Source organism: Pseudomonas putida (assembly GCF_026625125.1).
In the GTDB taxonomy this organism is placed as follows: Bacteria; Pseudomonadota; Gammaproteobacteria; order Pseudomonadales; family Pseudomonadaceae; genus Aquipseudomonas; species Aquipseudomonas putida_X.
Map to the genome: position 1 here is coordinate 5,365,238 of NZ_CP113097.1, position 19,023 is coordinate 5,384,260.

The window sequence follows — 19,023 nt, forward strand, 5'->3', positions numbered from 1 at the left end:
TCTCCTAATCCAACGCTATGGTCACGCTCAGGCTGGTACCTTCACCTGGCTCGCTGTTCAACGCCATGCTGCCACCGAGCATGAGTACCCGCTCACGCACACCGACAAGGCCGAACGAGGTTGGCCGGGCCTGGTCCAGGCAGAATCCGCTGCCGTCATCACTGACTGTCATACGCAGTTTTTCGCCCTCGCGCACCAGCTCTATCTCCACACTGTGGGCCTGGGCGTGGCGCATGACGTTGGTCAACGCTTCCTGCAGGATACGGAACAAGCCGACGGCTTTTGCATCGCTCAATGCTGGCAGATTATCCGGTACCTGTACCAGGCAGGGGATCTGCGTGCGCGCTTCGAAGCGCCGTGCCTGCCATTCGATGGCCGAGGCGATACCGGCGTCCAGGATCGGCGGGCGCAACGCCGTTGCCACATCGCGCACCAACTGGAACAACTGGGCGATCAGGCGCTTCATGCTGGCCAGACGCTCGTTCAGCGCAGGGTCGAGCTCGGCAAAGGCCAATTCGCACATCGAAACTTCAAGCTTGAGCACGGTCAGCATCTGCCCCAGCTCATCGTGCACTTCGCGGGCGATGCGGGCCTTTTCTTCCTCGCGCACACTTTCCAGGTGGGCCGACAGCTCGCGCAGTTGCTCCTGGGACTTCGCAAGCGCCAGCTCTGCGCGCTTGCTCTGGGTAATGTCCCAGACGATACCGTCCCAGACGACCCGGCCGTCGGCCAGGCGGCGGGTACTGGCCTTGATGTCGGCCCAGCGCTGCTCACCTTCGCGGGTAAGGATGCGCCCTTGCCAGGACCAGTCCTGATCGTTGGCAATGGCCAGGTCCTGCACCTGATGGTAGTCCGCACGGTCATCCGGATGGACCAGATTGCGCAAGCCCATCTGCGGGTGCTGGATCTGCGCGGGCGTATAGCCCACCAACGCCTCACTGCCCTCGCTGATGTAAGGAAACTCCAGGGCCCCTTCCGCCGGCGCGGGCTCCAGGCGGAACACCAGCCCTGGCACATTGCCAGCAATACCCTTGAGCCGTGCTTCGCTTTCACGCAGCGCCGCCAGGGCACGGTGGCGTTCGGTGACGTCGGCAAGGTAAACCACCAGGTACTCGGCATCGCGAAAACGCAGGAAGCTCAAGGACAACTCCACCGGCAACAGGCTGCCATCGGCGCACAGGCATTGGGTCTCGAACTGCCGAGCACCAGCGTCCCCGGTGCGCGCCGCCCGCCACAACTGCAGCCAGCGGTCCATACTGAGGTTCGGCTCGAAGTCGCTCAGCGGACGCTCCAGCAATGCCGCCTCGGCATAACCCAGCATGCGCCCCGCCGCTTGGTTGGCGTAACGCACATGACTGTCCCAGTTGACCCAGAGGATGCCCACCGTGCTCTGGTCGATGGCGAACTGGCTCACGCGCAGCGCCTCCTCCCGTATCTGCCGCTCCGCCAGGTGCTCCCGCGCCGCCAGCAGGCTACGCTCGAGCTGACGCTGCTGGCGGCGCTGCCACACCAGCGTGGCCCCGGCACACAGCAGCAACATGCCGAACAGCAGCGCAAGGTTCTGCCAGAAACCGGTGGATTCGCTCAGGCGCGGGTATTGCGGCTGCAACCAACGCTGATGCAGTTGCTCCAGCTCTTTGCCCGGCATGGCCTGCAGGCCCCGTTCAAGCACGTCAGCCAGCAACGGCCAGTCACGGCGCGAACCCACCCGTAATAATTGCGGTAAGCCGATGTCGCCGAGCACCGCCAGCTCACCGAACTCGCTCTCGCGGGACAGCCGACTCAGCTGAGCTTCATCCAGCACCGCGTAACTGGCCTGGCCCCCTACCACCAGTTGCAAGGCCTGGCGCTCGGTGGGCACACCTTGCAGGTTGAGGTTGGCGTAATTGCCTCGCAGGTAATCGGCCAACACGCTTGGCATGCGTACCGCCACGCGCTCGTTGGCTTCAAGCTTTTCCAGCTCGACGGCCAACGCACCGGTGCGCAGCCCGACCACCAGCTGCGGCACGCGCATGTAGGGGTCGCTGAACAACCACAGGCGCAAGCTGACCGGTGTTTGCGTAAGCCCCGGCGCAAAGTCGATTTCACCTGCCTGCAGGGCGTGTTCAAGGCTGGCCTGATCAGTGAAGTTGCGCCAGGTGAGGTCCAGCTTGAGGGCCTGCCCCAGCCAGTTCACCAGGTCGACATTGGCCCCGTAGAGTCGCTGCAGACGGCGGTCGAACTGGGCATAGGGCGCCTGCAGCACAAGGCCGACCCGCAGGCTGCGATGGGCGTCCAGCCATTGCTGCTGGGCAGGGTCGAGCAGCACCGCAGGCGCCGCCTCGGGCCTTGCCAAGGCAATCAAGGGTAGCCACAAGCAGCCGATAACCAACAGGCGACGCAATCGCTTCATCTACACGCTCGTCTTGGCAAGGGCGGCCATGCAGCATGGCCGTCGCGGGCAAATACTATTAGGCTGCCGGTATCATTCTGGCCTTGGGTTGATTCATGTTCACACTTTATCGCACGACGCTGGCAATGTGCTGCCTCGCCTCGCTCCTACCACTTGGCGCCCTGGCCGCCGACGCCGAACAACCAGCTCCCCCAGAGGCTGCCGCCGCACCTGCGCCGCGCCCACCGTTGCTGGAGCGTAGCCAGGAAGATGCGCAGGCCCTTGAACGCCTGTTGCCCAAAGACGAGCAGCAAACCCTGGAAGCCGGCTCCGACCACTTTCTGGCCTTGTGGAAACCAGCCAACGACAGCGATCCGCAAGGCACGGTGATCATTGTCCCTGGTGCCGGGGAAACCGCCGACTGGCCCAATGCGGTCGGCCCGTTGCGGCGCAAGTTCCCTGACGCCGGCTGGAACAGCCTGAGCGTGAGCCTGCCCGACCTGCTCGCCGATAGCCCACAAGCACGGGTGGAGGCCACGCCAGCTCCCGCACCGCAGCCAGACCAGGGCGAGAGCGCACCGGCCAAGCAAACCCCCGCCGATGCCAACGCCAATGTAGCCCAGGCTACCGCGGCGGATGCCGACACGGCAGAAAGCACCGATGCCGAACAGGCCAGCGAACAGAACGATCAGGCTGACGCCGAACGCATCTTCGCGCGGCTGGATGCCGCGGTGGCGTATGCTCAACAACATAACTCCCGCAGCACCGTGCTGATCGGCCATGGCAGCGGCGCCTACTGGGCAGCACGCTACCTGAGCGAGAAACAACCACCGCAGGTTCAGAAGCTGGTGATGATCGCCGCACAGACCCCGGCACGGGTAGAGCACGACCTGGAAAGCCTGGCACCGACGCTCAAAGTGCCGACTGCCGATCTCTACTATGCAACCCGCACCGGCGACCGCAATGCCGCCATGCAACGCCTGCAGGCCAGCAAGCGTCAGAAGGACAGCCAGTACAAACAGCTGTCGCTGATCGCGATGCCAGGGAACAAGGGCGCGGAACAGGAGCAGTTGTTCCGCCGGGCCAGGGGCTGGATGAGCCCGCAGGAATGAAGTGACCGGCCGGCTTTGGCCGTTGCACCGGCAGGCTGCCTGGCACCAGGACAGCGCGGCTTGCCGGTGGCAGAAGCCTTAGAGCCCGCGCCGTTTGCGGATCAGCGCATAAGCCTGGTGCAGCTCACGCGTGCGCTCGGTCGCCTCCCTGACCTGCGCTTCACTGGCCCCGCTCCCGGCCAGCTTGTCCGGATGGTGCCGGCTGACCAGCCGGCGATAGGCGTGCTTGACCCGGTCACCTTCCGTGTCGGCATCTACCCCCAGCAAGCGCAGCGCAGCCGCATAGGTCATGGTGCCACTGGCCGTGCTCACTTTGCGTGGCTCATATTCCAGCGACATGGCCTGCACCTGCCGCCGGCTAAGCCCCAGTTTCTGCCCCCAGTCCAGCAGCAGTTCCCGCTCATGGGCCCCGGCCTTGCCGTCAGCCCAGGCCATACGCCAGCACGCCCGCAACGTGCCCTCGGCCGCGTGTGGCTGCAGGCGAATGCGACGTAGAGGGTGAGCCAAGCGGTCCTTGCCCGCCTTACCGCGGTTGAAGGCGGCAATGGCCCGCATCCTCGCGGCCTCGGCAAGGTTCAGCCGGACCATCTCCTGGCGCGCCTGCTGAATATGCTGTTCGGCCACTCGCCCATCGCTTTTGGCCAGCCGCCCCAACAGGACGAACAACAACTCCTCATCGCGCAGGGCCGGGCGGCCTCCCAAGCGTTCGCGCATGTCATCCCAGCCTTGCACGCGCAAGCGCCGATCCATGGCCTGGCCAAGCAATGCCCCCAGCAGCGCACCTGGGATGCTGGCGACAGCGAAACCCGCGCCTAGCCCGATCACCGTGCCTGGCCACCACATCTCAGGCACGCTCGCGTATAAGGCGCTCGGCCTCGGCCAGGCGCTCCTGGGTGCCGACATCGACCCAGTCGCCACGGTAGTGCTCACCGGTCACCTTGCCTGCCGCCATGGCCTGGCGCAGCAGCGGGGCCAGTTTGAAGGCTCCCGCCTGGCAACCTGCGAACAAGGCTGGATGCAGCACTGAGAGGCCGCTGAAGGTCAGGGTGCCAGGGCCGTCGTCACCGTCCACCACCTGCCCACCTTGCAGGCGGAAGTCACCCCGCCCGTGATGGCCAGGGTTATCGACCAGCACCAGGTGCGCCAGGCCCTGCAGCGGTGCCCGCAAGAGCGCGAACGGGTAATCGGTCCAGACATCACCGTTGACCAACAGGAACGGCTCGTTGCCCAGCAAAGGCAACGCCTGGAATATCCCGCCCCCCGTCTCCAGCGGCTCGCCTTCAGGGGAATAGCGAATGCTCAGGCCGAAGCGACTGCCATCGCCAAGGTGATCCTCTATTTGCTGGCCAAGCCAGGCATGGTTGATCACCACTTCGGTGAACCCGGCTGTCGCCAGCGCACGCAGGTGGTACTCGATCAACGGCTGGCCGGCCACGGGCAGCAACGGCTTTGGCGTGTGCAGGGTCAGCGGGCGCATGCGCTCACCTTTGCCAGCGGCGAGGATCATCGCTTTCATGCGCGCACTCCATCCTTGAGTTCGGCGATCAGCTGGCCGAGTTCGGCCAGTTCAGGGCGCCGGCCGATCACTTCGTCTATATAGGCGAAGAACCGCGGCACATCAGTCAGGTAGCGCGGCTTGCCGTCACGGTGGCAAATACGCGCGAAGATGCCGATCACCTTCAGATGGCGCTGTACACCCATCAGGTCGCTGGCGCGCTGGAAATCTTCGAACGCCGGCTGAACCGGGATTGCGGCGGCCTGCGCTTTGTCCCAGTAGTTGCGCAACCAGCCTTCGACTCGCGCTTGTGGCCAACTGAGGAAGGCGTCCTTGAACAGGCAGGTTATGTCATAGGTCACCGGGCCATACACAGCGTCCTGGAAGTCGAGCACGCCGGGGTTAGGCTCGCTCTGCATCAGGTTGCGTGGCATGTAATCGCGGTGCACCAACACCTTCGGCTGGGCAAGGGCGCTGTCGATCAGCAACTGGCTGATGCGCTGCCAACTGGCCTGCTGCGCCTCGTTGAAGGTCAGGCCGAGCTCACGCCCGACATACCACTCGGGGAACAGTTCGACCTCGCGGCGCAGCAAGGCGTCGTCATAGCTGGGCAACGGCGCGTCCATCGGCAGGCGCTGGAACGCCAGCAGGGCGTCGATGGCGTCGGCAAACAATGCATCGGCGTTTTCCGGTTCAATGATGTCGAGGTATGTCTGATGGCCCAGATCCCCCAACAACAGGAAACCACGGTCCAGATCTTCGGCATGAATCACCGGTACATGCACGCCCGCGCTCGCCAGCAAGTGGTCGATGGCAACGAACGGCCTACAGTTTTCCTGGGGTGGCGGCGCATCCATGACCACAAAACTGTGGCCGGCGCCCTGCCAGCGGAAGTAACGGCGGAAGCTCGCATCGCTGCTGGCGGGGGTCAGGCTGCCCTCGGGCACCTCGCCCCAGGCGTTGTTGCGGAAAAGAACATTGAGCTGCTCGGCGAGCCAGACAGTCAGCTGTTGCAGGCGTACATCGTGTTCAGGCATTACAAGGGTCTCCGACGGCCCTAGCCGTCAAGCGGGTCATGCTTTATTATCCAGCATCTTTTTCAGACCATCGAGAGGCGTGCGGCCCCACACGCGGGCAGATGGCACGCAGGAAGCCCGGACTAATAAGATGGCATTGAAATCCCCCGCGTTTCGTAGAAAGTTTCCGTTGCTGGTCACCGGCGGTCTGCTGGCCCTGCAACCTTTTGCCACCTCGTACGTGGTCGCAGCCGAGCAGTTCGACTGCCAAGTGTCCGCCTCCGGTGGTTGGGACTGCAAGCCCAAGAGCCCAGTCAACAACTTGCCACCGCGCCCGGTGCATGACGGCGCTGCGCTCACTTCCGGCACCGAGGCCCCATCGGCCGAGGCCGAAAGTGCTGACAAGCCGGTGCTGGTCACCGAGAGCAAAGGCCGTGGCCTGAAGTCGCGCAGCGAGGATTACAGCCATCTCGATTGGGTCCCGCGCGATAAGCTCACCGCTGCCCAGCTGGCCGAAACCGGTCCGTACTGCGGTGGCGCGTACATCGAGCCGACTCGCCCTGGCATGGCCGACACCACGCCCAAGGACGAATCGCCGACCTACATCAACGCCAAGGTCTCCAAGTACCAGCAAGAGCAGCAGATCGCTACCCTTGCCGGTGACGTGGTCATGCGCCAAGGCAGCATGCAGGCCGAAGCCGATGAGGCCAACCTCTACCAGGCCGAGAACCGTGGCGAGCTCAAGGGCAACGTCAGGATTCGCGACAACGGCTCGCTGGTCGTGGGCGACGAGGCACAGATCCAGCTCGACACGGGCGAAGCCCAGGTCGACAACGCCGAATACGTGATGCACAAGTCGCACATCCGCGGCAACGCCCTCTACGCCAAGCGTAGCGAGAACGCGATCATCCGCCTCAAGGATGGTACCTACACCACGTGTGAACCAGGCAGCAACGCCTGGCAGCTCAAGGGCAACAACATCACCCTGAACCCGGCCACCGGCTTCGGTACCGCGACCAACGTCACCCTGCGGGTCAAAGATTTCCCGGTGTTCTACACACCGTACATCTACTTCCCGATCGACGACCGTCGCCAATCCGGCTTCCTGCCACCGTCGTTCAGCAGCACCAGCGACACCGGCTTCATGCTGGTCACGCCGTACTACTTCAACCTGGCGCCCAACTACGACGCCACGTTGTACCCGCGCTACATGACCAAGCGTGGCTTGCTGATGGAAGGCGAATTCCGCTACCTGACCAAGTCCAGCGAAGGCCAGGTCGGCGGCGCGTACCTGAACGACAAGAACGACGACCGCAAAGACCAGACTGATTACGAAGATCAGCGCTGGATGATCAACTGGCAGCATAGAGGTGGCCTGGACGAGCGCCTGATGACTGAAGTCGATTACACCGACATCAGCGATCCGTTCTACTTCCAGGACCTGGAAACCGATCAGATTGGCGTCCAAAGCAATGATGTGGTCAATCAGCAAGGTGCACTGACCTGGCGTGGCGACAGCTATACCGCTCGACTGAATGCGCAAGCGTACGAGATGGCGACCCTGTCGCAGATCACCCCGTACAACAAGCTGCCACAGATCACAATTGACGGGATGCTGCCGTATCACCCGGGTGGCTTTGATTTCGGCTACCAGACCGAGGCCGTGCGCTTCGATCGTGATCTGAAGGATGACTTTGTCACTGACGAAGATGGCAACCCGGACTTCACCGCCGGCGCAGCAGGTCGACGTCTCGATCAAAACGTCAGCGGCATCGCGCGCGCCAACGGCAACCGCCTGAATTTTGCCCCGGCAATCAGCCTGCCCATGCAAGCCAGCTACGGTTACGTTACGCCAAAGCTGAAGTATGTTTACACCAACTATGACCTTGACCTTGATGGTCAAGGCAAGCAAGAAGCGCTGGCGCAAGCGTCGCAACCAGGATACGGCAGTTACAGCAGCTCCATCAGCCGTGACGTTCCTATCTTCAGTGTTGACAGCGGCTTGTACTTCGACCGCAACACCTCGATGTTCGGCACCAACTATCGCCAGACACTCGAACCGCGCATGTTCTACCTGTACGTTCCTTACAAGGACCAGACGGACATTCCGCTGTTCGATACCAGCGAAACGCTGTTCAACTTCGATTCGCTGTTCCGTGACAACCGCTTCAGCGGCACCGACCGTATCGGTGACGAGAACAAGCTGTCGCTGGGCGTGACCACCCGCTGGATCCAGGACGACGGCTTCGAACGTCAGAACTTCAGCATCGGTCAAGCATTGTACTTCAAGGATCGCAAGGCCCAACTGCCAGGCATCAACTACCGCGATCGCAGTGACGCGCAGTCTGACGTCTCGCCATACGCATTGGTGTACAACTACTACTTCAACCGCGACTGGCGCTTCAATTCGGACTTCAACTGGGACCCGGACAGCCGCACCACCCGTTCTGGCAGCGCGATGTTCCACTACCAGCCTGAAGACAACCCGAACAAGGTGGTCAACCTCGGCTATCGCTACCGCAACGACACCATCGCTTACGATTCCACGACGGGTACCTGGAAAGTGGGTGGCGGTGACTATGGCAACCCAGGCGACCCGAACTACATCAAGGACTATTACAAGATCCAGCAGCACGACTTCTCGGTGATCTGGCCGATCGTGCCGCAATGGAACGTGATCGCCCGCTGGCAGCACGATTACAACCGCAACCGCACCCTGGAAGCCATGGGCGGTTTCGAATATGACAACTGCTGCTGGAAACTGCGCCTGATCAACCGTTACTGGATCGACTACGACGATTTCAGCCAGGCCGCCCCGCAGAACGAAAAAGGCGACCATGGCATCTTCCTGCAAATCGTGCTGAAAGGCCTCGGTGGCGTGGTTGGCAACAAGGTCGAATCTTTCCTCGACCAAGGCATTGAAGGTTACCGTGAACGTGAAGACCAAGCTTATTGATCGTCTGCGCCCAGTGTTGCTGGGCGCTGTATTGCTGAGTGGCGCGGTGCATGCCGCGGTGCAACCCCTGGATCGTGTGGTGGCCATCGTCGACAACGACGTGGTCATGCAAAGCCAGCTGGACCAGCGCGTCCAGGAGGTTCAGCAAACCATCGCCAAGCGCGGCGGCGGCGTGCCGCCGACCAGCGCCCTGCAACAGCAGGTACTGGAGCGCCTGATCGTCGAGAACCTGCAGTTGCAGATCGGTGAACGCTCGGGTATCCGCATCACTGACGAGGAGCTGAACCAGGCCATCGGCACCATTGCCCAGCGCAATGGCATGTCGCTGGACCAGTTCCGCGCCGCGCTGGCCCGCGACGGCCTGTCGTTCGACGACGCCCGTGAGCAGGTCAAACGCGAGATGATCATCAGCCGCGTGCGCCAGCGCCGTGTGGCCGAGCGCATCCAGGTATCCGAACAGGAAGTGAAGAACTTCCTCGCCTCGGACCTGGGCAAGATGCAGATGTCGGAAGAGTACCGCCTGGCCAACATCCTCATCCCAACCCCGGAAGGCGCCAACTCGGACGACATCCAGAAGGCTGCGCGCAAGGTCGGCGACGTGTACCAGCAGCTGCGCCAGGGTGCGGACTTCGGCCAGATGGCGATTGCCAACTCAGGCAGCGAGAACGCCCTTGAAGGTGGCGAGATGGGCTGGCGTAAAGCCGGCCAGTTGCCACCTGAATTTGCCAAGCTGCTCAGCGGCATGGCCACTGGCGACATCACCCAGCCACTGCGCATCCCTAGCGGCTTTCTCATCATCAAGCTCGAAGAGAAGCGCGGCGGCAGCGAAAACGTACTGCGTGACGAAGTGCATGTACGCCACATCCTGATCAAACCGAGCGAAATCCGCAGCGAAGCCGCCACCGAGCAGCTGGCTGAGCGCCTGTACGAACGCATCAAGAACGGCGAAGACTTCGCAGAGCTGGCGAAAAGCTTCTCGGAAGACCCGGGTTCAGCGCTCAACGGCGGCGACCTCAACTGGGTCGACCCGAACAGCCTGGTACCGGAGTTCCGCGAGCAGATGGCCAACGCCCAGCAGGGTGTCGTGACCAAACCGTTCAAGACTCAGTACGGCTGGCATGTCCTGGAAGTGCTGGGCCGTCGTGCCACCGACAGCACCGAACAGGCACGCGAGCAGCAGGCAATGAACGTACTGCGTAACCGCAAGTACGATGAAGAGCTGCAGACCTGGCTGCGCCAGATCCGCGACGAAGCCTACGTTGAAATCAAGCTGCCTGGCGCTGACCAGGCCGCACAGTGAAGCCGCTGCGCTTCGCCGTCACTCCCGGCGAACCGGCCGGCATAGGCCCAGATCTGTGCCTGCTGCTCGCCGCCGAGCCCCAGCCTCACCCCCTGATCGCCATCACCAGCCGTGACCTGCTCGCCGAGCGGGCCACGCGGCTGGGGCTGGCCGTCAACCTGCTGGCAGTAGGGCCGGGCCAATGGCCTGACCAGCCGGCCCCGGCAGGTAGCCTCTACGTCTGGGACACCCCCCTAGCCGCCCCCGTGGTACCGGGCATGCTGGACAAGGCCAATGCGGCGTTTGTCCTGCAGACCCTGACACGAGCCGGGCAAGGCTGCCTTGAAGGGCATTTCGCCGGAATGATAACGGCCCCTGTACACAAGGGCGTGATCAATGAAAGCGGCATCGCCTTTTCCGGCCATACCGAATTCCTGGCAGAACTGACCCACACCGCTCAGGTCGTGATGATGCTGGCGACCCGTGGCCTGCGCGTGGCGCTGGTCACCACGCACCTGCCACTGCGCGACATCGCGGACGCCATCACCCCTGAGCGCCTGGAGCGGGTTACCCGCATCCTGCACGCCGACATGCGCGACAAGTTCGGCATTGCCAACCCACGCATCCTGGTCTGCGGGCTCAACCCGCATGCCGGCGAAGGCGGCCACCTGGGCCGCGAAGAAATCGACATCATCGAACCGGCACTGGCCCGCCTGCGCGCCGAAGGCATGGACCTGCGCGGCCCGCTGCCGGCCGATACCCTGTTTACCCCCAAATATCTGGAGCACTGCGACGCGGTGCTGGCGATGTACCACGACCAAGGCCTGCCTGTACTCAAGTACAAAGGTTTCGGCGCTGCAGTCAACGTGACCCTGGGCCTACCGATCATCCGCACGTCGGTCGATCACGGCACCGCCCTGGACCTTGCCGGTACCGGCAACGTCGACACCGGCAGCCTGCGCGTCGCCCTGGAAACCGCCTACCAGATGGCCGAGAACCGACCATGAACGAGCATTACCAACACCGGGCGCGCAAGCGCTTCGGTCAGAACTTCCTGCATGACGCCGGCATCATCGACCGCATCCTGCGCGCCATCAATGCCAAAGCCGGCGAACACCTGCTGGAGATCGGCCCGGGCCAGGGCGCCCTGACCGAGGGCCTGCTGGGCAGCGGCGCACAGCTGGACGTCGTGGAGCTGGACAAAGACCTGGTGCCGATCCTGCAGCACAAGTTTGCCGGGCGCGACAACTTCCGCCTGCACCAGGGCGATGCCCTGAAGTTCGATTTCAACCAGCTGGGCGTACCGCAGCGCAGCCTCAAAGTCGTAGGTAACCTGCCCTACAACATCTCCACCCCGTTGATTTTCCACCTGCTCAGCCATGCCGGGCTGATTCGCGACATGCACTTCATGCTGCAGAAGGAAGTGGTAGAGCGCATGGCCGCAGGCCCGGGCGGCGGGGACTGGGGTCGGCTATCGATCATGGTGCAGTACCACTGCCGCGTCGAGCACCTGTTCAACGTAGGCCCAGGTGCGTTCAACCCGCCGCCCAAAGTGGACTCGGCCATCGTCCGCCTGGTACCGCACGAGGTGCTTCCGCACCCGGCCAAGGACCACCTGCTGCTGGAACGGGTCGTGCGCGAAGCGTTCAACCAGCGCCGCAAGACGCTGCGCAATACCCTCAAAGGCCTGCTCGACAGCCAGGCTATCGAGGCCGCTGGCGTGGATGGCAGCCTGCGCCCTGAGCAGCTGGACCTGGCTGCATTCGTGCGCCTGGCAGATCAGTTGGCAGATCAGCAAGCCTGACAACGCAGCACGGCGTCTTCGCGGTCAACTTGCGAAGACGCCGCCCCACCGCAAGGTTTTGAAGCCCACTCCCTCCCCGACACCACTGGCCCTCCCCCCCGCCAATGGCCTAGACTGCATGTATCGCCGTATTCGCTTGTTTGCCCAAGGCCCATGCATGTCCGATCCCCGTTACCAGATCGACGTCAGCGTCGTGACCCGCTACCTGAAAGACCAATCCGACCCCGAAAGCGATCGCTTTGCGTTCGCATACACCATCACCGTGCAGAACAATGGCTCGATCAAAGCCAAGCTCATGTCTCGACACTGGCTCATCACCAACGGTGATGGCGAAGTGGAGGAAGTCCGCGGCGCAGGTGTGATCGGCCAACAACCGACCATCGAACCCGGCCAGAGCCACACCTACAGCAGTGGCGCAGTGATCAGCACCCGCGTGGGCACCATGCAGGGCAGCTACCAGATGTTCGCCGAGGACGGTAAACGCTTCGAGGCCGATATCGCCCCCTTCCGCCTCGCGGTACCCGGGGCCCTGCACTGATGGCTACCTATGCCGTCGGTGACCTGCAAGGCTGCCTTCAACCCCTCAAGTGCCTGCTGGAGCGCGTCAAGTTCGACCCGGCCGTCGATCGCCTGTGGCTGGTCGGTGACCTGGTCAACCGCGGGCCTGAATCGCTACAGACCCTGCGCTACCTCTACTCGATCCGCCAATCGCTGACCTGTGTGCTGGGCAACCATGACCTGCACCTGCTGGCGGCATGGCAAAATGTCGAACGCCTGAAGAAAAGCGATACCCTGCGCGAAATCATCGAAGCACCCGACGCCGACCAACTGCTCGACTGGCTGCGCCAACAGAAGCTGCTCCACTACGACGAGCCGCGCGGCATTGCCTTGGTGCACGCCGGCATCCCGCCCCAGTGGACACTGGGCAAAGCCCTGGAACTGGCGGGCGAAGTCGAAGAGGTGCTGCGCGACGACGAGCGCATGAAGCTGTACCTCGATGGCATGTACGGCAACGAACCGAACAAGTGGAGCAAGAACCTCAGCGGCGTAGAGCGCCTTCGGGTGATCACCAACTACCTGACGCGCATGCGCTTCTGCACGGGCACAGGCAAACTCGACCTCAAGAGCAAGGAAGGGCTGGGCGCGGCACCGAAGGGTTACAAGCCTTGGTTCGCGCACAAGGACCGCCGCTCACGGCATGTGAAGATCATCTTTGGCCACTGGGCCGCACTCGAAGGGCGTGTCGACGAGCCCGGCATCATTGCCCTCGATACCGGCTGCGTCTGGGGTGGCACCATGACCCTCTACAATGTCGACAGCGGTGAATACCTGCGCTGCGACTGCGCCGACGACGGCAACCTGCGCCAGCCGGCACAACCGACTAAACTCAACGACCAGCCCTGAAGGAAAGCCTTACCCATGAGCGAATTCAAACGCATCCCTCCCGAGCAGGCCCTGGCCTTGCGCGCACAAGGTGCAGTCGTCGTCGACATTCGCGACCCGCAGGCCTATGCCGCCGGCCACATCGCCGGGGCCAGGCACCTGGATAACCATTCGGTCGCCGACTTCATCCGCAATGCCGACCTGGATGCCCCGACCCTGGTGGTCTGCTACCACGGCAACTCCAGCCAGAGCGCGGCCGCGTACCTGGTCGGGCAAGGTTTTTCCGACGTCTACAGCATCGATGGCGGCTTCGAGCTGTGGCGCGCCACCTACCCCGACCACACCGCGCAAGGCACCCCTGAATAATTTTTTAATTTCACTCCAGCCCGCGCCCCACGCGGGCTTGCGCCTCACCTGACGAACGGTCGCCGACAACTTCTGCGCCGCTTGCCCTTGACCTTGCGGATAACCAACTATTCTTAAGCGCAGGCCATCCAAAAAAGGGGAGAGCCGGTACACCGGCGTGCGGGTCATCGGTAGCGTTACAGGGTGTTCTGGGGGGTATACAGCAATCGGCAAGCCCGGTTGCATGCCAGCATCGGCTGACTGATCCGGCGTCGTCTCCACGTATCGAGCGAGGTGACGTCATGAGTATTTTTAGCCACTTCCAACAACGTTTCGAGTCTACGCGCCAGGAAGAACTCTCGCTGCAGGAGTACCTCGAGCTGTGCAAAGAGGATCGCAGTGCCTACGCATCGGCGGCTGAACGGCTGTTGCTGGCCATCGGCGAGCCGGAACTGATCGACACCTCAAGCAACTCCAGACTGTCGCGAATCTTCTCCAACAAGGTGATCCGCCGGTATCCGGCCTTTGCCGACTTCCACGGCATGGAAGAGTGCATCGACCAGATCGTTTCCTACTTCCGCCACGCCGCTCAAGGCCTGGAAGAGAAGAAACAGATCCTCTATCTGCTGGGCCCGGTAGGTGGCGGTAAATCGTCGCTGGCCGAAAAACTCAAGCAGCTGATGGAAAAAGTCCCTTTCTACGCGATCAAGGACTCGCCCGTTTTCGAGTCGCCGCTGGGCTTGTTCAACGCCACTGAAGATGGCGCCATTCTCGAAGAAGAATACGGCATCTCGCGGCGCTACCTGAACACCATCATGTCGCCATGGGCCACCAAGCGCCTGCAGGAGTTCGGTGGCGATATCAGCAAGTTCCGGGTGGTCAAGCTCTACCCCTCGATACTCAACCAGATCGCGATCGCCAAGACCGAACCCGGCGACGAAAACAACCAGGACATCTCGGCCCTGGTCGGCAAGGTGGATATCCGCAAGCTCGAGGAATTCCCGCAGAACGATGCCGACGCCTACAGCTACTCGGGTGCGTTGTGCCGGGCCAACCAGGGCCTGATGGAATTCGTCGAGATGTTCAAGGCGCCCATCAAAGTCCTGCACCCACTGCTGACCGCCACCCAGGAAGGCAACTACAACAGTACCGAAGGCCTGGGCGCGATCCCTTATTCAGGGATCCTGCTGGCCCACTCCAACGAATCGGAGTGGCACACCTTCCGCAACAACAAGAACAATGAGGCGTTCATCGACCGGATCTACATCGTCAAGGTGCCGTACTGCCTGCGCGTGAGCGACGAGATCAAGATCTACGACAAGCTGCTGGTCAACAGTTCGCTGGCCAAGGCCCATTGCGCACCCGATACGCTCAAGATGCTCGCTCAGTTCACCGTACTCTCACGCCTCAAAGAGCCGGAGAACTCCAACATCTACTCCAAGATGCGGGTCTACGATGGCGAAAACCTCAAGGATACCGACCCCAAAGCCAAGTCGATCCAGGAGTACCGCGATTCAGCGGGTGTCGATGAAGGCATGAACGGCCTGTCCACCCGTTTCGCCTTCAAGATCCTCTCCAAGGTGTTCAACTTCGACCCGCACGAAGTGGCGGCCAACCCGGTGCACCTGCTCTATGTGCTGGAACAGCAGATCGAACAGGAGCAGTTCCCAGCTGAAGTGCGCGAACGCTACCTGCGCTACCTGAAGGAATACCTGGCGCCCCGCTACATCGAGTTCATCGGCAAAGAAATCCAGACCGCCTACCTGGAGTCCTACAGCGAATACGGTCAGAACATCTTCGACCGCTACGTGCTGTACGCCGATTTCTGGATCCAGGATCAGGAATACCGCGATCCGGAAACGGGCGAAATCCTCAACCGCATTGCCCTGAACGAAGAGCTGGAAAAGATCGAAAAACCGGCCGGCATCAGCAATCCGAAGGATTTCCGCAACGAAATCGTCAACTTCGTACTGCGTGCCCGTGCCAATAACAACGGCAAGAATCCTAGCTGGCTCAGCTACGAGAAGCTGCGGGTGGTGATCGAGAAGAAAATGTTCTCCAACACCGAGGACCTGCTGCCGGTCATCAGTTTCAACGCCAAGGCCAGCAAAGAAGATCAACAGAAACACAACGACTTCGTCACGCGGATGGTGGAGCGTGGCTACACCGACAAACAGGTACGCCTGCTGTCGGAATGGTACCTGCGGGTCAGGAAATCGCAATAAAGCGGCAAGCTGCCCCTGCAGCAAGCTCCAAGCCGCCAGCGGCACGCTGCAAGCTGTCCGATGCTCGGTTGAACCCCGACGCTACAGCTTGCAGCCACGCTGGCTGCTCTTTCTTGAAGCTTGTGGCTTGAAGCTTGTGGCTTGCAGTTGCAGCTGCATCCAGTCACCGGAGGGACCATGAGCTACGTTATCGACCGACGCCTGAACGGCAAGAACAAAAGCACGGTCAATCGCCAGCGTTTCTTGCGGCGTTACCGTGAACACATCAAGAAAGCCGTCGAAGAGGCCGTAAGCCGTCGCTCCATCATGGACATGGAACACGGCGAGCAGATCAGCATCCCGGGACGCGACATCGACGAACCGGTGCTGCACCATGGCCGCGGCGGCAAGCAGACCATCGTGCATCCGGGCAACAAGGAATTCACCGCAGGCGAACATATCGCCCGGCCTCAGGGCGGGGGCGGTGGTGGTGGCCGCGGCAAAGCAGGCAACTCCGGCGAGGGCATGGATGACTTCGTATTCCAGATCACCCAGGAAGAGTTCCTCGAATTCATGTTCGAAGACCTCGAACTGCCCAACCTGGTCAAACGTCACCTGACAGGTGCCGACACCTTCAAGACTGTGCGCGCCGGTATCGCCAACGAAGGCAACCCGTCGCGCATCAACATCGTGCGCACCCTGCGCTCGGCCCATGCACGGCGTATCGCCTTGACCGGCAGCAGCCGTGCACTGCTTCGCGAGGCGCAGAAGGAACTGGCCCGTTTGAAGGTCGAGGAGCCGGACAACTTCACCGATATCCAGGAGGTCGAGCAAGAGATCGAGCGGCTCAAAGCCCGCATCAACCGCCTGCCGTTCCTCGACACCTTCGACCTCAAGTACAACCTGCTGGTCAAGCAGCCCAACCCCAGCTCCAAGGCCGTGATGTTCTGCCTGATGGACGTGTCCGGCTCGATGACCCAGGCCACCAAGGACATCGCCAAGCGGTTCTTCATCCTGTTGTACCTGTTCCTCAAGCGCAACTATGACCGCATCGAGGTGGTGTTCATCCGCCACCACACCAGCGCCCGCGAAGTGGACGAAGAAGAGTTCTTCTATTCCCGCGAGACCGGCGGCACCATCGTTTCCAGTGCACTGAAGATGATGCAGGAGATCATGGCCGAGCGTTACCCCGCCAGCGACTGGAACATCTATGCCGCTCAGGCGTCCGACGGCGACAACTGGAACGACGATTCGCCCATTTGCCGTGAGATCCTCTCCAAACAGATCATGCCGCATGTGCAGTACTACACTTACGTGGAGATCACCCCCCGCGAGCATCAGGCGCTGTGGTACGAATACGAGCGTATCGGCGAAGCTTTCCCCGATACGTTCGCCCAGCAGCAGTTGGTTTCGGCCGGTGACATTTACCCGGTCTTCCGTGAACTCTTCCAGCGCAGGTTAGCCACATGACCGCCAGAGCACAGAGACGCCAACCCATTTCCACCGGGTCCGAGTGGACGTTCGAGCTGATCCAGACCTACGATCGGGAAATCAGCCGTCTGGCCGAACGTTATGCCCTGGACACCTACCCCAATCAGATCGAAGTGATCACGGCCGAGCAGATGATGGACGCGTATGCATCCGTCGGCATGCCGCTGGGCTATCACCACTGGTCCTACGGTAAACAGTTTCTCAGCACCGAGAAGTCCTACAGCCGTGGCCAGATGGGCCTGGCATACGAAATCGTGATCAACTCCGACCCGTGCATCGCCTACCTGATGGAAGAAAACACCATGTGCATGCAGGCACTGGTGATCGCCCACGCCTGCTATGGCCATAACAGCTTCTTCAAAGGCAACTACCTGTTCCGCACATGGACCGATGCCAGTTCGATCATCGACTACCTGGTGTTCGCCAAGCAGTACATCGCCCAATGCGAAGAGCGCCACGGCATCGATGCTGTCGAGGACCTGATCGACTCCTGCCACGCCTTGATGAACTACGGCGTGGACCGCTACAAACGCCCCTACCCGATCTCCGCCGAAGAGGAGCGGCGCCGCCAGAAGGAGCGCGAGGAGCACCTGCAACGCCAGATCAACGACCTGTGGCGCACCATTCCCAAAGGCGCGGAAAAAGGCGGCGAGCGTGATGATGCACGCTTCCCCGCCGAACCCCAGGAAAACATCCTTTATTTCATCGAAAAACACGCACCCTTGCTCGAGCCCTGGCAGCGCGAAGTGGTGCGTATCGTGCGCAAGATCGCGCAGTACTTCTACCCGCAACGCCAGACCCAGGTCATGAACGAAGGCTGGGCGACCTTCTGGCACTACACCCTGATGAACGACCTGTACGACGAAGGCCTGGTCACCGACGGTTTCATCATGGAATTTCTTCAGTCGCACACCAGCGTGGTGTTCCAGCCCGGCTTCGACAGCCCCTACTACAGCGGCATAAACCCTTATGCCCTGGGCTTCGCCATGTACACCGACATCCGCCGCATGTGCGAAAACCCTACCGAGGAAGATCGACGCTGGTTCCCCGACATTGCCGGCAGTGACTGGTTGTCGACCATCAAGTTCGCCATGAGCAGCTTCAAGGACGAGAGTTTCATCCTGCAATACCTGTCTCCCAAGGTGATCCGCGACCTCAAGCTGTTCAGCATCCTGGATGACGACCAGCGCGACGACCTGCTGGTGCCGGCGATCCATGACGAAGCCGGCTACCGGGCCATACGCGAGCAACTCGCAGCCCAGTACAACCTGGGCAACCGCGAACCCAACGTACAGATCTGGAGCATCGACCGTCGTGGCGACCGGTCCCTGACCTTGCGCCACCAGCAGCACAACCGCAAACCGCTGGGTGATTCCACCGATGAGGTGCTCAAGCACCTGCACCGCCTCTGGGGCTTCGATATCCACCTGGAAACCGTGCAAGGCGATCAGGTGGTCAAGACCCACCACATGCCACCGCGGGGCGAGCACGGCGAAGCCGGCGACTATGGCCGAATGGACCTGGCCGTCATCCACCACCTCTAGCCTGCACCCCACCCTTGCTGCCG

Annotated in this window: 15 protein-coding genes; 11 read left to right on the plus strand and 4 right to left on the minus strand. The window is 61.9% G+C overall.

Annotation, left to right across the window (positions count from 1 at the left end):
• Positions 1-4: 4 nt before the first annotated feature.
• A complete protein-coding gene (locus OSW16_RS24780) occupies positions 5-2,392 on the minus strand; it encodes a PAS domain-containing sensor histidine kinase (RefSeq protein WP_267819205.1) in 2,388 nt (795 codons plus the stop codon).
• 95 nt (positions 2,393-2,487) lie between these two features.
• Here OSW16_RS24780 and OSW16_RS24785 point away from each other — a divergent pair, with 95 nt between their 5' ends.
• Positions 2,488-3,483 carry an alpha/beta hydrolase family protein gene (locus tag OSW16_RS24785; protein ID WP_267819207.1) on the plus strand — a complete coding sequence of 332 codons (996 nt, stop codon included), beginning with the start codon at positions 2,488-2,490 and terminating at the stop codon, positions 3,481-3,483.
• Between the two features lie 78 nt (positions 3,484-3,561).
• On the opposite strand, the gene OSW16_RS24790 is transcribed toward OSW16_RS24785, so the two are convergent.
• From OSW16_RS24790 to OSW16_RS24800, 3 genes are read right to left on the minus strand one after another with little or no spacing between them, the layout of a single operon-like run.
• A complete protein-coding gene (locus tag OSW16_RS24790) occupies positions 3,562-4,326 on the minus strand; it encodes a TerB family tellurite resistance protein (RefSeq protein ID WP_241807073.1) in 765 nt (254 codons plus the stop codon).
• A 1-nt stretch (position 4,327) separates the two neighbouring features.
• The gene (murU, locus tag OSW16_RS24795) at positions 4,328-4,999 is read right to left on the minus strand and encodes an N-acetylmuramate alpha-1-phosphate uridylyltransferase MurU (protein WP_267819210.1); all 672 of its coding nucleotides are present in this window, start codon (positions 4,997-4,999) and stop codon (positions 4,328-4,330) included.
• On the minus strand, positions 4,996-6,015 hold the full coding sequence (locus OSW16_RS24800) for an aminoglycoside phosphotransferase family protein (protein ID WP_267819212.1): 1,020 nt from the start codon (positions 6,013-6,015) through the stop codon (positions 4,996-4,998). Before OSW16_RS24800 ends, murU begins: the two co-directional genes overlap by 4 nt.
• Before the next feature lie 130 nt (positions 6,016-6,145).
• On the opposite strand from OSW16_RS24800, the gene OSW16_RS24805 reads away from it, so the two are divergent.
• The 10 genes from OSW16_RS24805 (at position 6,146) to OSW16_RS24850 (ending at position 19,000) form a co-directional block, all read left to right on the plus strand.
• Positions 6,146-8,950, plus strand: coding sequence for an LPS-assembly protein LptD (locus OSW16_RS24805; protein WP_267819214.1), 2,805 nt, complete (start codon positions 6,146-6,148; stop codon positions 8,948-8,950).
• Entirely contained in the window at positions 8,925-10,250 is a 1,326-nt protein-coding gene (gene surA / locus OSW16_RS24810) for a peptidylprolyl isomerase SurA (protein WP_241807069.1), read from the plus strand. The genes OSW16_RS24805 and surA overlap by 26 nt, the downstream gene beginning before the upstream one ends.
• Positions 10,247-11,236: a 4-hydroxythreonine-4-phosphate dehydrogenase PdxA gene (gene pdxA / locus OSW16_RS24815; protein WP_267819217.1), complete on the plus strand. Its 990-nt coding sequence runs from the start codon at positions 10,247-10,249 to the stop codon at positions 11,234-11,236. The genes surA and pdxA overlap by 4 nt, the downstream gene beginning before the upstream one ends.
• Positions 11,233-12,033 (plus strand): 16S rRNA (adenine(1518)-N(6)/adenine(1519)-N(6))-dimethyltransferase RsmA, encoded by an 801-nt coding sequence (gene rsmA / locus OSW16_RS24820; RefSeq protein ID WP_241807067.1) that lies wholly within the window; start codon positions 11,233-11,235, stop codon positions 12,031-12,033. Before pdxA ends, rsmA begins: the two co-directional genes overlap by 4 nt.
• A gap of 157 nt (positions 12,034-12,190) precedes the next feature.
• The gene (apaG, locus tag OSW16_RS24825) at positions 12,191-12,571 is read left to right on the plus strand and encodes a Co2+/Mg2+ efflux protein ApaG (RefSeq protein ID WP_012316563.1); all 381 of its coding nucleotides are present in this window, start codon (positions 12,191-12,193) and stop codon (positions 12,569-12,571) included.
• Positions 12,571-13,437, plus strand: coding sequence for a symmetrical bis(5'-nucleosyl)-tetraphosphatase (locus OSW16_RS24830; protein WP_241807066.1), 867 nt, complete (start codon positions 12,571-12,573; stop codon positions 13,435-13,437). Before apaG ends, OSW16_RS24830 begins: the two co-directional genes overlap by 1 nt.
• Before the next feature lie 15 nt (positions 13,438-13,452).
• Complete coding sequence (gene glpE, locus OSW16_RS24835; RefSeq protein ID WP_241807065.1) at positions 13,453-13,782, plus strand: thiosulfate sulfurtransferase GlpE; 330 nt, start codon at positions 13,453-13,455, stop codon at positions 13,780-13,782.
• A gap of 281 nt (positions 13,783-14,063) precedes the next feature.
• Positions 14,064-15,986: a PrkA family serine protein kinase gene (locus OSW16_RS24840; protein WP_012316566.1), complete on the plus strand. Its 1,923-nt coding sequence runs from the start codon at positions 14,064-14,066 to the stop codon at positions 15,984-15,986.
• Between the two features lie 177 nt (positions 15,987-16,163).
• On the plus strand, positions 16,164-17,435 hold the full coding sequence (locus tag OSW16_RS24845) for a YeaH/YhbH family protein (protein ID WP_012316567.1): 1,272 nt from the start codon (positions 16,164-16,166) through the stop codon (positions 17,433-17,435).
• Entirely contained in the window at positions 17,432-19,000 is a 1,569-nt protein-coding gene (locus tag OSW16_RS24850) for a SpoVR family protein (RefSeq protein ID WP_241807064.1), read from the plus strand. Before OSW16_RS24845 ends, OSW16_RS24850 begins: the two co-directional genes overlap by 4 nt.
• Positions 19,001-19,023: the final 23 nt, after the last annotated feature.

What these genes read in the sequence shown, in the direction of transcription:
- OSW16_RS24805 (WP_267819214.1), top strand. Translation starts at nt 6,146, where the DNA reads ATGGCATTGAAATCCCCCGCGTTTCGTAGAAAGTTTCCGTTGCTGGTC.
- OSW16_RS24780 (WP_267819205.1), bottom strand. Translation starts at nt 2,392, where the DNA reads ATGAAGCGATTGCGTCGCCTGTTGGTTATCGGCTGCTTGTGGCTACCC.
- OSW16_RS24845 (WP_012316567.1), top strand. Translation starts at nt 16,164, where the DNA reads ATGAGCTACGTTATCGACCGACGCCTGAACGGCAAGAACAAAAGCACG.
- murU (WP_267819210.1), bottom strand. Translation starts at nt 4,999, where the DNA reads ATGAAAGCGATGATCCTCGCCGCTGGCAAAGGTGAGCGCATGCGCCCG.
- apaG (WP_012316563.1), top strand. Translation starts at nt 12,191, where the DNA reads ATGTCCGATCCCCGTTACCAGATCGACGTCAGCGTCGTGACCCGCTAC.
- OSW16_RS24850 (WP_241807064.1), top strand. Translation starts at nt 17,432, where the DNA reads ATGACCGCCAGAGCACAGAGACGCCAACCCATTTCCACCGGGTCCGAG.
- OSW16_RS24800 (WP_267819212.1), bottom strand. Translation starts at nt 6,015, where the DNA reads ATGCCTGAACACGATGTACGCCTGCAACAGCTGACTGTCTGGCTCGCC.
- OSW16_RS24785 (WP_267819207.1), top strand. Translation starts at nt 2,488, where the DNA reads ATGTTCACACTTTATCGCACGACGCTGGCAATGTGCTGCCTCGCCTCG.
- OSW16_RS24790 (WP_241807073.1), bottom strand. Translation starts at nt 4,326, where the DNA reads ATGTGGTGGCCAGGCACGGTGATCGGGCTAGGCGCGGGTTTCGCTGTC.
- glpE (WP_241807065.1), top strand. Translation starts at nt 13,453, where the DNA reads ATGAGCGAATTCAAACGCATCCCTCCCGAGCAGGCCCTGGCCTTGCGC.
- rsmA (WP_241807067.1), top strand. Translation starts at nt 11,233, where the DNA reads ATGAACGAGCATTACCAACACCGGGCGCGCAAGCGCTTCGGTCAGAAC.
- OSW16_RS24830 (WP_241807066.1), top strand. Translation starts at nt 12,571, where the DNA reads ATGGCTACCTATGCCGTCGGTGACCTGCAAGGCTGCCTTCAACCCCTC.
- OSW16_RS24840 (WP_012316566.1), top strand. Translation starts at nt 14,064, where the DNA reads ATGAGTATTTTTAGCCACTTCCAACAACGTTTCGAGTCTACGCGCCAG.